13 protein-coding genes are annotated in these 13544 nt (G+C 62.2%); 5 read left to right on the top strand and 8 right to left on the bottom strand.

The window, feature by feature from the left end:
- The gene (locus PQU92_RS16975; protein WP_272749472.1) at positions 1 to 1431 is read right to left on the bottom strand and encodes a TIGR01777 family oxidoreductase; all 1431 of its coding nucleotides are present in this window, start codon (positions 1429 to 1431) and stop codon (positions 1 to 3) included.
- Positions 1428 to 2039: a DUF4166 domain-containing protein gene (locus tag PQU92_RS16970; protein WP_272749470.1), complete on the bottom strand. Its 612-nt coding sequence runs from the start codon at positions 2037 to 2039 to the stop codon at positions 1428 to 1430. The genes PQU92_RS16975 and PQU92_RS16970 overlap by 4 nt, the downstream gene beginning before the upstream one ends.
- 122 nt (positions 2040 to 2161) lie before the next feature.
- On the opposite strand from PQU92_RS16970, the gene PQU92_RS16965 reads away from it, so the two are divergent.
- The gene (locus PQU92_RS16965) at positions 2162 to 2503 is read left to right on the top strand and encodes a metalloregulator ArsR/SmtB family transcription factor (RefSeq protein WP_272749469.1); all 342 of its coding nucleotides are present in this window, start codon (positions 2162 to 2164) and stop codon (positions 2501 to 2503) included.
- A 222-nt stretch (positions 2504 to 2725) separates the two neighbouring features.
- Here PQU92_RS16965 and PQU92_RS16960 read toward each other — a convergent pair whose 3' ends face one another.
- Positions 2726 to 3580, bottom strand: a complete 855-nt coding sequence (locus tag PQU92_RS16960) for a C40 family peptidase (protein WP_272749468.1) — start codon at positions 3578 to 3580, stop codon at positions 2726 to 2728.
- Between the two features lie 328 nt (positions 3581 to 3908).
- The gene (locus PQU92_RS16955) at positions 3909 to 5339 is read right to left on the bottom strand and encodes a leucyl aminopeptidase family protein (RefSeq protein WP_272749467.1); all 1431 of its coding nucleotides are present in this window, start codon (positions 5337 to 5339) and stop codon (positions 3909 to 3911) included.
- 144 nt (positions 5340 to 5483) lie between these two features.
- Between PQU92_RS16955 and PQU92_RS16950 the strand changes: the two genes are divergently transcribed.
- Entirely contained in the window at positions 5484 to 6317 is an 834-nt protein-coding gene (locus tag PQU92_RS16950; protein ID WP_272749466.1) for a tetratricopeptide repeat protein, read from the top strand.
- A gap of 14 nt (positions 6318 to 6331) precedes the next feature.
- Here PQU92_RS16950 and PQU92_RS16945 read toward each other — a convergent pair whose 3' ends face one another.
- Positions 6332 to 6670 carry a GIY-YIG nuclease family protein gene (locus tag PQU92_RS16945; protein WP_272749465.1) on the bottom strand — a complete coding sequence of 113 codons (339 nt, stop codon included), beginning with the start codon at positions 6668 to 6670 and terminating at the stop codon, positions 6332 to 6334.
- 66 nt (positions 6671 to 6736) lie between these two features.
- Here PQU92_RS16945 and PQU92_RS16940 point away from each other — a divergent pair, with 66 nt between their 5' ends.
- The 3 genes from PQU92_RS16940 to PQU92_RS16930 all read left to right on the top strand — a co-directional run bounded on the left by PQU92_RS16940 (position 6737) and on the right by PQU92_RS16930 (position 10843).
- Positions 6737 to 7279 (top strand): DUF2239 family protein, encoded by a 543-nt coding sequence (locus tag PQU92_RS16940; RefSeq protein WP_272749464.1) that lies wholly within the window; start codon positions 6737 to 6739, stop codon positions 7277 to 7279.
- Positions 7280 to 7469: 190 nt separating this feature from the next.
- Positions 7470 to 10058, top strand: a complete 2589-nt coding sequence (gene acnB, locus PQU92_RS16935; RefSeq protein WP_272749463.1) for a bifunctional aconitate hydratase 2/2-methylisocitrate dehydratase — start codon at positions 7470 to 7472, stop codon at positions 10056 to 10058.
- Between the two features lie 254 nt (positions 10059 to 10312).
- Positions 10313 to 10843 carry a hypothetical protein gene (locus PQU92_RS16930; protein ID WP_272749462.1) on the top strand — a complete coding sequence of 177 codons (531 nt, stop codon included), beginning with the start codon at positions 10313 to 10315 and terminating at the stop codon, positions 10841 to 10843.
- A 70-nt stretch (positions 10844 to 10913) separates the two neighbouring features.
- Here the strand turns inward: PQU92_RS16930 and PQU92_RS16925 are convergent, their stop codons facing one another.
- The 3 genes from PQU92_RS16925 to kduI all read right to left on the bottom strand — a co-directional run bounded on the left by PQU92_RS16925 (position 10914) and on the right by kduI (position 13501).
- Positions 10914 to 11603: a hypothetical protein gene (locus PQU92_RS16925; RefSeq protein WP_272749461.1), complete on the bottom strand. Its 690-nt coding sequence runs from the start codon at positions 11601 to 11603 to the stop codon at positions 10914 to 10916.
- Positions 11604 to 11704: 101 nt separating this feature from the next.
- On the bottom strand, positions 11705 to 12460 hold the full coding sequence (gene kduD / locus PQU92_RS16920) for a 2-dehydro-3-deoxy-D-gluconate 5-dehydrogenase KduD (protein WP_272749460.1): 756 nt from the start codon (positions 12458 to 12460) through the stop codon (positions 11705 to 11707).
- Between the two features lie 192 nt (positions 12461 to 12652).
- The gene (gene kduI, locus PQU92_RS16915; RefSeq protein ID WP_272749513.1) at positions 12653 to 13501 is read right to left on the bottom strand and encodes a 5-dehydro-4-deoxy-D-glucuronate isomerase; all 849 of its coding nucleotides are present in this window, start codon (positions 13499 to 13501) and stop codon (positions 12653 to 12655) included.
- Positions 13502 to 13544 lie beyond the last annotated feature (43 nt).

Below are 13544 nucleotides of genomic sequence, written 5' to 3'. Positions count from 1 at the left end.
TTACATCCGCCCCCGGAACAGGGCGTTGAGCGCGGCGTCGATCTGCGGATAGCGGAACCGGTAACCGCTGTGCGTCGCCCGCGCGGGCAGCACCTGTTGGCCGTTAAGAAGCAGAATATCCGCCATCTGCCCCAACAAGCGTTTCAGCACAAACCCCGGCAGAGGCAGCACCACCGGACGGTGCATAGCCCGTCCCAGGGCACGGGTAAAACCAGCATTACGCACCGGGACAGGGGCCGTGGCATTGACCGTACCATCCAGTCCCGCATTGGCGGCGTGAACCACCATCCCCACGGCGTCATCGATGTGAATCCACGATATCCATTGGCGGCCGGAGCCCAGCCGCCCGCCGATGCCGAACTCGAACGGAAACAGCATCTGGGCCAGCGCGCCGCCATCGACCGACAGGACAAGGCCGAAGCGGATCAGACTGACCGGCACGCCGTGATTCTGGGCGGTCAGGGCCAGAGTCTCCCATTTCGTGCACAGGTCGGTCGCCAGATCGGGCGCAGCAGGCGCGCTTGCCTCATCGAAGATCTCCGTCTCGCTGCGGCCATATATACCGATGGCCGAGGCATTGATCAGCCGTTTCGGCTTGACCGGCTGCCGCGCGATCCAGTCGATCAGCGCACCGGTAATGCCCAGTCGGCTGTCGTAGAACCGGGCGATGCGCCGCCGGGTCCACAGGCCGCCGCTCAGGGATTCGCCCGCCAGATTGATGATCAGATCGACCGGGGCCCGCAGGTCGTCGATATGGTCGATCACCGTCAGAGGCCCTCGAAATTTCGCCGCCTGAGCCTTGTCGCGCGTCAGGATCGTTACCTGATGGCCGTCGTCGATCAGCCCCTGCGTCAAACGCGACCCGATCAGGCCGGTGCCGCCGGTGATCAGGACGCGCTGGTTCGGCGTATCGAGATGCAGGGACGGCACGGCCGTGAGTTTACGAAACCGCCGCGACCGCAGCAGGTCGAACCCGGCCCATCCCCACACCCCGGCGGCAAACAGGTACATGATCCACGACCCCAACCCGTAATCGTGCGGGTGGAAACCGCTCGGCAACGTCTCCCAGCGCATCAGCTCAGGTGCTAAAAACGCCAGGACCAGCCCGTAATTGATGGCCAGAAGCGTGTGGGTGATCCGTTCGCTGGGCGGCAGGTGGCGGCTCTGATCCTCGACGACGAAGTCCCACAGGGTCAGACCGATCTCGGCGATCAGCAGGGCGGCGAACACCCCCGCCCAGACACCGCCCCAGCTCAGTCCGCCCAGAGAGGCGAAGATCAGGCCGTAGAACAGATTGCGCAGACCGTGGATGAACAGTTCGCGCCCGGCCTGCGGTTTCCACGGCAGGCGCTCGGTGAATTCGTGATGATAGAGCGTGTCGAAGGCGCCCATCACGCCCTGAATCGTCATCAGCCAAAGCAGTGTTGTCATGGTACGGCCTCGAAAATACCGGTCTGATAAAAGGTGCGCCCCAGCCACGGATGATCCATGCTCAGGCTGAAACGGAAGCGGCCGCCGTTGAGGGGCTCATGCACGACATGGGTGCGTCCGGGGGTCAGAAGGTGCGGCAAGGGGATTTGCCAGCCACCGATCTCCCAGACATAATGTTCGCTGATGAAATGCAGCGCCCCGTCCTGTACTGAAACCGCCAGCCGCATCCCGAAGCCGAAGCCGACATATTCGCACAGGCGGCCCCTGGCGTCGGCGCGCTTGATCGAGGTGACGCGGCACGGGGCCTTGCCGTCGAAGCGATACAGACGATGCCAGGCGACACCGCCTTTGGCCTGTGCGGTCAGGGTGACGACGGCGGGCACAGCCTGCCCGGTATGCGAGGTCAGTGGATTGCCGATCAGCCGCGTCAGAAACGCGAACAACCGCCCGGCGGTATTACAGGCGACGATGTCCATGACGCCCTGATAGATTTTGGGATGCCCCGGCTCCGGATCGTGGGCAAAGCGTTGCTGCACATCGGGATGCAAAAGGTGCCAGTCGGCCCCCATCAGGCGCGGCAACAGAGCTGTCTCTTTTGCGATCGTCATGACCGCCCCCTTATGTCTTGACCGCCTATGCAGTTCGCACTACAATTAGCTAATAAACGAATTGTTAGCGGGGTGAATTCATTTCGTCAATACGCTAAATGTCTAAATGTTGGGGTGCGTGGATGCGTATGGTAAAAACCTTCGAGGCTCTGGCGTCGGAGCCGCGACTGAAGATTCTGGCCTATCTGTCCAAGGCCTCACTGACGGCGGGAGAAATCGCCGAGCGCTTCGACATGTCGAAGCCGTCCCTGTCGAAGCATCTGAGCATTCTGGAAAACGCCGGACTGATCACGGGCGTCAAGAAGGGCAAGTTCGTCCACTACAGCATCGTGTCCGAGCACATCTTCAATTCGCTGGACGGCTATTTGCAGGAGGTATGCAGCGTGCGCGCGCCGCTGCGCCGCGAGAGCGAGGACAGGGCGCGTCAGGCCGTGGATGAGACCGGGGAGCGCTCAGACGGGTAGTTTGAGTGCGTGAGAGGCCGTAAAAAAATTTGACCACGAAAAACACGAAAAACACAAAAAAAGCGGCTGCACTTTTCTTGCCCGCAGGGCTTTTCCATAGTGTGGTCGCTCAGGTTTTCGGCGCTTCGCACGGTGTTTCAACAGAGTTTTTCGTGCTTTTCGTGTTTTTCGTGGTCAAATCTTACTGACGTCATCTCAAGCACAGTAAGCGTCGATAAAACTCTACAACCGACGAAACGCCGTGGGCAGTCCGACACCGGCCGCTTCGATGCGGGCCACCGCCTCGCGCAGGGGTTCGATGACCGTCTTCATATGGAAGCCGTTGGCGTGGATGATGTGGTCTTCGTCACACATGATCGCCACATGGCCCTTCCAGAAGACCAGATCGCCGCGATAAAGCCCTTTCATATCCGCGCCGATATCGAGCGCGTGGCCCAAGGCCGCCTGCATGTCGGAATCGCGCGGACAGGCCTGCCCCACCGCATAGAGCGACTGCTGGACAAGGCCGGAGCAGTCGAGCCCGTCGCTTTCGCGGCCGCCCCACTGATACGGCGCATTGAGATAGGCTTCGGCGACGCTGACATAATCGCCGTGGAACGCGCCGAAATCGCCGAGGTGCGCCGTATAGATCCAGCCCAGATTATTGATGCGCGTATATTTGCCGTCGGTTTCCCCGGCGCTGACCAGCGCGTTGAGGCTGAGCGCGCAGACGATGCGCGACTTGAGGTTCGGCTGGGAAAAGACGTAGCTGCGCAGCGTCGAGACGAAATGCGTCGGCACGAACCAGTCACGCGACAGATCGGCCTCTTTCACATAGCCGCAATAGCCGTCACGCAGGGATTGGCCCCAGACATAGTCGCGCGAGCGTTCGATAACGCGGAAGCGCTCGCCGAACAGGAGTTGGTCCCATTGTTCGGCGCTGTCGTTCGGTCCGGCGCGCAAAGCGGTCGCGGGCGTGGTGCAGCCCATGGTTTCGCCGACGACAAAGGTCTGCGCCCGCATCAGTCCTTCGAGGAGCTGATCGGCCTTGCCGTCCTTGAACGGCGTCATGCGCGGATCGAAATCGTCGTGAGCCATATGTCTCGCCTTCGCAGCCATCACCGGCTCTGCGCCGCTTAATCTTCGTAAAAAAGCGTTAACGCAGAAGCACTTATGTAGCCACGATAGCCCAAAGATGCGAACGTCGGGTTAATGGGACTATCAACAATCATACCTCCCCAGTTTACTGGGGAGGGGGACCGCACGACGCGCGTAGCGCTAGATGTGGTGGTGGGGCCTTCGCAGTAGGAGTACCGCCCTTATCGGGCCGCAGGTTTATTCGTGGCATCTCAGCGAGCCCCCCCTCCGTCGGCTCATTTCATTCGCCGCCACCTCCCCCGGCACGCCGGGGGAATAGATGATACGATCACAATCCTTTGATCAGGTTGAAACACGCCCTGAGCGTCTGGGCCTCGGCCCCGACGGGGAAGCCCGGACGACCGCGCGGGTTCCACGCATAGACGTCGAAATGCACCCATGCACCGGTCTCAGGCGCGAATTTTTGCAAAAACAGCGCCGCCGTCACCGATCCGGCCTGCGCCCAGCCTTGCGGATCGTTGCGCAGATCGGCGATGTCGGAGTCGAGCGCGTCGCGATACCCGGCCCACAGCGGCATCCGCCACAGCGGGTCGTGTTCGGCGATCGAGGCGACCTCCAGACGGCGGGCGATCTCTTCGTCGTCGGTGTAGAACGGGATGACCTCCGGCCCCAGCGCCACGCGCGCGGCCCCCGTAAGCGTGGCGAAATCGAGCGTCAGGTCGGGCGTCAGTTCACCGGCGCGCGTCAGGGCGTCGGCAAGGATCAGTCGGCCTTCGGCATCCGTATTGCCGATGTCGATGCTCTTTCCCGCTCGCGAGGCGATGACGTCGCCCGGACGGAAGGCATCACCGGAAATGGCGTTTTCCACCGCGCTGATCAGGACGTGCAGCCGCACGCGCAGGTTCGACTCCATGATCCATTGCGCCAGCGCCAGGGCGTGGGCGGCACCGCCCATGTCCTTTTTCATCAGGGCCATGCCCGCGCCGCCCTTGATATTCAGGCCGCCGGTGTCGAAGGCCACGCCCTTGCCGACCAGAGCGATGACCGGCTTCGGTTCGGCGGAAATGTCTTCCACATGCGGCGTCCAGTCGATCTCGATAAAGCGCGGCCCGCGGGCTTCCACGGCTCCGCGGCCCACCGCATGCACGGCGGGGAAGTTCTCGGTCAGCAATTCGTCGCCGGTGATGACGGTCAGTTTGGCCCCGAAGCGGTCGGCGATACCGCGCGCGGCGGCTTCGATCTCCGCCGGGCCCATATCGTTGGCCGGGGTATTGACCAGATCGCGGACAAGGTCGTGCGCGGCCACTTCGCGAGCGATCTCGGTGCGGGTCTCTTCGCTGAGGTCGGCGCTTTCCAGCGTCACCTCGGCGCGCAGGTTCTTGCCCGATTTATAGCGATCGAAGGCGTATGACCCTAACTGGAACGCCACGTGAATGGCCTTGCGATCCAAAGCCTCGTCGACCTTCAGCCGCCACTCGCCCGTCGGCAACTGCGATGGCAGGGCGCGAAAGATCAGCGGGTTATAGGCCTTGCGCGCCCCCAGACCGAACCACACCCACAGGGCACCGGTCTCGTTAGACCCCAAACCGCTCGGCAGCACGATGATCGATCCGGCCTTGCCCGTAAATCCGCGCGCCGTCAGGAACCCGGCATGGGCGGGTTTCAGGGCCGCGATGACACCCTCCGCCTCGTCTTCGAAAACGCCGAAAACGATATGTTCGGTGCGTTTGACGCCGGTATTGGGCAGGGGCTTGGGCATGGGGATCACTCGAATGTCAGACAGCCGGGCCACGATAGGCCTCAAGGTTTAACCATATATTTAGGCCTGTGAACCAAAGCTTAAAACCGCCCATTTGCTTTTTCGAGGTCAGAACGCCTCCGGTTTGTTCACAAGGCCCACCCCATGTCCCGTTTTCTTCTGATCGCCGCCGCCCTTCTGACGGTTGCCGGTCCCGCCGCCGCGTGGGGCAAGAAAAAGCCTGAGGCTGAAAAGACGGAGGTCAAGGCGACGGAAAAGGCCGCTGCACCCGCCGTTCAGAAAGCCTCCGCCGAGGCCCGCGCCGCCGCCATGCGCATGGAGCCGCTGGCCCGCGCCGCCTTCTTCAACCGCGAATTCGAGCGCGACCCCACCGATATCGAGGCCGGACTGGCCCTGTCGGAATCGCTGCGGGCACTGGGCCAGTACAAGGAAGCCGCCGAGGCCGCCCAGCGCATCCTGATGTTCGCACCGAACCACTACGATGCCCTGCTCGCCGCCGGGAAGTCCTTTATCGGTCAGAACAATGCCTTCTACGCCGTCGAACCGCTGAAACACGCCATCGAACTCAATGCGAAGGACTGGCGCGCCTATTCCCTGCTCGGCGTCGCCTACGACCAGATCAAGCGCGGTGACGAAGCGCAAGCGATGTGGGACAAGGCGCTCGGCCTGTCGCCGGAAAACCCGTCGCTCCTGACCAACAAGGCCATGTCGCTGGCCGCCAATGGCGATCTGGCCGGGGCGGAAACCCTGCTGCGTCGGGCCGCGGTGCGTCCGGGCGCCGATATCCGCGTCCGTCAGAATCTGGCGCTCGTCCTGGGGATGCAGGGCAAGCTGGGCGAGGCCGAAACCCTGCTGCGTCAGGACCTGCCGCCGGAGCTGGTCGATCAGAACCTCGCCTGGTTTCAGGCGCAGTTGAAGCCGGTGGTCACCCCGGCGGGCGGCACCGATCGCTCGTGGAACTCGCTCAAGGGCGGGTAAGCCTTACTCGCGCTTCACAACAATCCGTCTGCCTGCAACCGCGCCTGCCACAGGGCCTTGCGGCGTTTCAGTTCGTCCTTGCGCGCCATATCCGAATAGTCGTCGGGTATGCGATCCAGCTCCTCGTAACGGAACGCCGCCGCACCGTGTTCGCTGAACGCCGCCTGCAACGGCTTATGGATGTGATGGCCCAGCCTGAGCGTAAACCACAGCCCGTTCTGTTGCGACTCAAGGTTCCGGCTAGCGCCCACCCACACCTCGCCCGTCGCGTTGCAGATCACCGCATAGATGCCGCTGATCGATTTGCGTTCCTTATAGGCCGCGATGGCGGCCTTCTTTTCATGGCTATCCATGACATTCTCCTTTGACAGATGCGCTCATGCCATATATTTTTACCCGGGTAAATATAATTCGAGGATATGATGGATTCCGAGACCACCTATGTCGTGTTTCAGGTGGCGCAGCGTATCGCCATCGGACCGCTGGCCGAGGTCGCCGTCGCCGCGCGTCATGTGGGCGATCCGGTGCTTATCTTTGACCGCACCACCGGCAAGGTCATCGACCTCGACCTGCGCGGCGACGATGAAGCGATCCGCGCCCGCTACACGCCGGAGCCGGAGACCGCCAGACGCGGACGTCCGAAGCTGGGGGTCGTGGCGCGCGAAGTGACCCTCCTGCCCCGCCACTGGGACTGGCTGGCCCAACAGCCCGGCGGGGCCTCGGTGACGCTGCGCAAGCTGATCGACGCCGCGCGCAAGGACGGCCCGGACCTCAAGGCGCGCACCACCGCCGCCTATAATGTAATGTTTGCGCTTGCAGGGGATAGTCCGGGCTTCGAGGAGGCCTCCCGCGCCTTGTTTGCCCACGACCACACGACGCTGACCAAGCACATGGCCGACTGGCCCAACGACATCCGCGATGAAATCTGGCATCATCTGTCTGCGGATCAGTCGCATTCGTAAAGATAACGTCATGGCCAAAAGCATTATTCATGAGTGAAAAACAAACTTCACCCATGCAAAAATCTGCGCCCTGACACGGTGATTTTACCCCCGTCCTCTGGTCAAATGTTCGCGTCTGCGATATGCGGAGGAAAAGAAGAGACAACCTAGCCGTCTCTAAATATCCCAGACCTTTCCGAGGTGCATTTCCATGCTTGAAGCCTATCGTGCCCACGTCGCCGAGCGCGCCGCCCTGGGCATCCCGCCCCTGCCGCTGTCGGCCCCGCAAACCGCCGATGTCATCGAACTGATCAAGAACCCGCCGGCGGGCGAAGAGGACTTCCTGCTCGACCTCCTGACCTATCGCGTCCCCCCTGGTGTGGACGACGCGGCCAAGGTCAAGGCCTCCTTCCTGTCGGCGGTGGCACACGGCGACTTCCCCGTCGCCCTGATCAGCCGCGAAAAGGCGACCGAACTGCTCGGCACCATGGTCGGTGGCTATAATGTCAAGCCGCTGATCGACCTGCTGACCGACGCGGTCGTGGGCCAGATCGCTGCTGCCGCGCTGAAAAAGACGCTGCTGATGTTCGACTTCTTCCACGACGTGGCGGAACTGGCCAAGGCCGGTAACGACAACGCCAAGGGTGTCATCCAGTCGTGGGCCGACGCCGAATGGTTCACCTCGCGCCCCAAGGTCGCCGACAAGATCACCGTCACCGTGTTCAAGGTCACCGGCGAAACCAATACCGACGACCTGTCGCCCGCACCGGACGCCTGGTCGCGCCCGGACATCCCCCTGCACTACCTCGCTATGCTGAAGAACGCGCGCCCCGGCATCACGCCTGAGGAAGACGGCAAGCGCGGGCCAATGCAGTTCATCGACGACCTCAAAGCCAAGGGCCACCTCGTCGCCTATGTCGGCGACGTCGTCGGCACCGGTTCGTCGCGTAAGTCGGCGACCAACTCGGTCATCTGGGCCACCGGTGAAGACATCCCGTTCGTGCCGAACAAGCGCTTCGGTGGCGTGACTCTGGGCGGAAAGATCGCCCCCATCTTCTTCAACACGCAGGAAGATTCCGGCGCGCTCCCCATCGAGGTCGATGTCTCGAACCTCAATATGGGCGACGTCATCGACATCTACCCTTACGAGGGCAAGATCGAGAAGGACGGCGCCACCGTCGCCGAATTCGCCCTGAAATCGCACGTCATCCTCGACGAGGTTCAGGCCGGTGGCCGCATCAACCTGATCATCGGTCGCTCGCTGACCGCCAAGGCGCGTGAATTCCTCGGCATCGCCGCCTCGACCGAGTTCCGCCTGCCCGTGCCGCCCGCCGGTTCGACCGCGGGCTATACGCTGGCCCAGAAGATGGTCGGCAAGGCCTGCGGTCTGGCTGAGGGGCAGGGCATCCGTCCGGGCACCTATTGCGAGCCCAAGATGACCACGGTCGGCTCTCAGGACACCACGGGCCCGATGACCCGCGACGAACTGAAAGATCTCGCCTGCCTCGGCTTCTCGGCGGACCTGGTCATGCAGTCCTTCTGCCACACCGCCGCCTATCCGAAGCCGGTCGACGTCAAGACCCACCGCGAACTGCCTGCCTTCATCTCGAACCGCGGCGGCGTCGCCCTGCGTCCGGGCGACGGGGTCATCCACTCGTGGCTGAACCGCCTGCTGCTGCCGGACACCGTCGGCACCGGCGGCGACTCGCATACCCGCTTCCCGATCGGGATTTCCTTCCCCGCCGGTTCGGGCCTCGTGGCCTTCGGCGCGGCGACCGGCGTCATGCCGCTCGACATGCCGGAATCGGTCCTCGTCCGCTTCAAGGGCGAAATGCAGCCGGGCATCACGCTGCGTGACCTCGTCCACGCCATCCCCTACTACGCCATCAAGCAGGGTCTGCTGACGGTCGCCAAGGCCGGTAAGATCAACGAGTTCTCGGGCCGCATTCTTGAAATCGAGGGCCTGCCGGACCTCAAGGTCGAGCAAGCCTTCGAACTGACCGACGCCTCGGCTGAACGTTCGGCGGCGGGCTGCACCGTGAAGCTCAACAAGGAGCCGATCATCGAGTACATGACCTCGAACATCGTGCTCATGAAGAACATGATCGCCGACGGTTATGCCGACGCCCGTACCCTGCAACGCCGCATCAAGGCGATGGAAGACTGGCTAGCCAACCCGGTCCTCATGGAAGCCGATGCCGACGCCGAATACGCCCACGTCATCGATATCGACCTGAACGATATCAAGGAGCCGATCCTGTGCGCGCCGAACGATCCGGACGACGCGCGCCTGCTCTCCACCGTTCAGGGCACCGCCATCGACGAAGTCTTCATCGGCTCGTGCATGACCAATATCGGTCACTTCCGCGCCGCCTCGCTGCTGCTCAACGGCAAGCGTGACATCCCGACCCGTCTGTGGGTTGCGCCGCCGACCAAGATGGACGCCGCCGAACTGACCAAGGAAGGCCATTACGGCGTCCTCGGGTCTGCCGGGGCGCGCATGGAAATGCCGGGCTGCTCGCTGTGCATGGGCAATCAGGCGCAGGTTCGCGAAGGCGCGACCGTCGTTTCGACCTCGACGCGTAACTTCCCCAACCGTCTTGGCAAGAACTCGAACGTCTTCCTGGCGTCGGCGGAACTCTCCGCCATCGCCTCGAAACTGGGCCGCCTGCCGACGGTTGAGGAATACCACGCCGACATGGGCGTGCTGAACGCCAAGGGCGCGGAGGTCTATCGCTACATGAACTTCGATCAGATCGAGGAATATGCCGACGTCGCCAGCACGGTCGCGGCGGAGTAGTTATAAGAAAGAATGCAGGAGGCTCGCCTCCTGCACCTCATAACTTAAGAGCCTTGCTGGCAACGGCGAGGCTTTTTGTTTCTTATACCTCCCCGGTGTACCGGGGAGGGGGACCGCACGAACCACGAAGTGGTGAGATGTGGTGGTGGGGGTTCTGGCTTTCGCATAACCGCGCCGAATATTCGTGTAACGCCGTTTGACAAAATCCACTTTCCGGCACAGGCTCGTTACGGGCTCAACCAAAGGGGGTTACCATGTCCGTCGCAGCTTTTGTGCCGAGTACCATCACCCTGTACGGCGCCGCACATACGGCGCTCAGTTGCGTACCGCTGTTTCTGGGCGGCTATCTCTACCTGACCAAAGGCACGATCCGCCTCGATACCGAACTGGGCAAGCTCTATTTCTGGACCGCGCTCATCGGCGCCGTGACTGGCATCACCATCTTCCATCATGGTGGTCCGGGCATCCCGCACGTCGTCAGCGCCCTGTTCATCGTCCTGCTGCTGGCGGCCATCGGCGCGAAATACCTCGCCTTCACCCGCCTCAAGCCGCGCACCATCGAAATCGTCGGGCTGTCGATCACCTATTTCTTCCTGTGGTTCTTCACGACCACCGAAGGCCTGACCCGGCTCCCCGCCGGCAAACCGTTCTCGCCGTCGCCCGAAGCGCCTGAACTGGCCCCCGTACGCGGGGTGTTGCTGCTTCTGCTGATCGCGGGGATATGGTGGCAACTGCGCGCCGAAAAGAAGCGGGTTATGCCCGTCGGCGCGGCTCCGGCGGAGTAATTGCAGGAGGCTCGCCTCCTGCACCTCGGAACAAAAGAGCCCCGCTGGCAACGGTGGGGCTTTCACTGCGTCAATAAGCAAATGGCTGAGCAATACCGGCCATGCGTTCGGCGCGCGAAGACCATCTTTGATCCCTGATGTTGGCGTTGCTATCGAGCCAGCCCTGTAGGATGCGGCAAACAGCTCGACCAGCCTCCTTGATTTCGGGCTCTATCTGAACCCGCCACTCGCTTTCCGTACTGCCACGACGAAATCGCAACCGATGGAAATGCGGCGCAAACCACGACAACCGTATGATCGCCTCACGCTCCGATGCGGCCCCCATCCTGACAGCGTAGCGTGGGCGTTCGTCGAAGCCCGGAATACCGAAAAGGTAAGCGTGAAACTCTGCGGCCAGCGTACCAGGTGTCGCGTTGTCACGAACGAATAAGACCTCATCGCGTGCTTCCGCCCGGTATTGATGCCGCAAATTATCATCGCAGACGCTACCCTCACCGGATTGTACCAGACGGCGGATAATCTCCGGGTCCGACCCGGCATACCGGATACACTCAACCTCAGCATTCCATACGACATTCAGCATCTTCTCGGTGTCGGAAGGCGTTTCAGGTTGCCGCCTGACGTAACAGTGAACGTATGTCTCCAACTCATCCCATTCGAACATATCGCCCGCTTCGCTTTCCGGCACACCGCAACTCATGCAGCAGCCGTCTTCGACATAGAAATCGCCCGGAACGTTTTTCGGATAGCGTTTAATCATGCCCCCACCTCGTTCCGAACAACCTAAAACTCGTGAGAAAAACCTCAACAAAAAAGCGCGGCCCTTTCGAGCCGCGCCTATTGTTTTGGTATGTCTGACGTTTAGCGCGCCAGCCAGCCGCCATCCACCGGAATGATCGCGCCGTTGACGTAGTCGGACGCCGGTGCGGCGAGGAACACCGCAGCACCGCCGAGGTCCGACGGCTCACCCCAGCGACCCGCCGGGATGCGGTCGAGGATCGACTTGTTACGGTCGGCATCGGCGCGCAGCTGCGCCGTGTTGTCGGTCGCCATATAGCCCGGCGCAATCGCGTTCACCGTGATGCCCTTATTGGCCCATTCGTTGGCCAGCAGGCGCGTGATCCCGGCGATGCCCGACTTCGAGGCGGTGTAGGACGGGACGCGGATACCGCCCTGGAACGACAGCATCGAAGCGATATTGATGATCTTGCCGTAACCCTGAGCGATGAAGTGACGACCGGCGGCCTGAGCGACGAAGAAGGCGCCCTTGATGTTGACGTTCATCACGTCGTCCCAGTCTTTTTCCGAGAAATCGACGGCGTCGGCGCGACGGATCAGACCGGCATTGTTGACGAGGATGTGCAGACCGCCCAGTTCGTCGATCGTCGTCTTGATGACGCGTTCGATGGGCTCGACCGAGCCGAGATTGGCGTCGATATTGATGAAGCGGCGGCCCAGCGCCTTGACCTTCTCACCGGTCTCGTCCGCCGGAACGATGCCGACGGCGGCGATATCGGCACCGGCTTCGGCGAGGGCGAGCGCGATGCCCTGACCCAGACCGGTGTTGGCGCCGGTAACGAGGGCAACCTTGCCCGACAGATCGAATGCGTTTGTCATAATTAGTCTCCCGTTATCTTCATACCTCCCCGGTGTACCGGGGAGGGGGACCGCACGACGCGCAAAGCGCTAGATGCGGTGGTGGGGGCTCGTGGTGTCGCAACACGCACTGCGCCCGTTAAACTTTCGCGAGCCCCCCTCCGGCGCTTCGCGCCACCTCCCCCGGTACACCGGGGGAGTAGGGAGCGCTCTTTAAGCCAGCTGGCAGATATCCAGCACGTTCATATCGGTATAGTCGAGGTTTTCCCCGCCCATGGCCCAGATGAACGCATAGTTCGACGTCCCGGCCCCCATGTGGATCGACCACGGCGGCGAGACGACGGCTTCGTTGTTCTGGATGACGATATGGCGCGCGGCGTCCGGCTGTCCCATGAAGTGGAACACCCGGTCGTTTTCGCCGAGGTTGAAGTAGAAATAGACCTCCGAGCGGCGGTCGTGCAGGTGCGGCGGCATGGTGTTCCATACCGAGCCCGGCGACAGGATGGTCAGGCCGAGCAGCAACTGGCACGACTTGGCGGTCGTCGGCACGATGTACTGATAGATGACGCGCTCGTTGGATTGCTCCAGCGAGCCGCGCGCCAGCGGCACGGCCTGATCGATCGATATCTTGACCGTCTCGTAGCGCGCGTGGGCGGGCGTCGAGGTCAGGTAATAGAGCGCCGGATTGGCCGCGTCGTCCGAAGAGAAAACCACGTCCCTGGTGCCCATCGGGATGTACAGGCCATCCTTTTGCGCCAGATCGTAGACTACGCCGTCGACCGACACTTTACCGGTGCCGCCGCCGACATTGATGACGCCCAGTTCGCGGCGCTCAAGGAAGGGGTGACCGGCGGCCGAGGCCGGTTCGGTCTGGTCCGGCAGGCGAAGCTCGCCCGACACCGGGGCCGCACCGCCGACGACGAAGCGCTCAAAATGCGTGTAGTTCAGAATGACCGAGTCAGGTACGAACAGGCCCTGCATCAGGTACTTGTCGCGCAGGTCTTCGGTATCGGCGAAGTCCATCATATCGGGATGGGTCGCGTGATAAATCTTCTGATACAGGGAATTCTGGCACATGGCCGCGCTCCGTTTATGAAGGCTCTGG

It is taken from the genome of Asticcacaulis aquaticus (assembly GCF_028550415.1).
Classification (GTDB): Bacteria; Pseudomonadota; Alphaproteobacteria; order Caulobacterales; family Caulobacteraceae; genus Asticcacaulis; species Asticcacaulis aquaticus.
The sequence above is the reverse complement of the archived record's forward strand: the minus strand, read 5'-3'. Positions and strand labels throughout refer to the sequence as shown.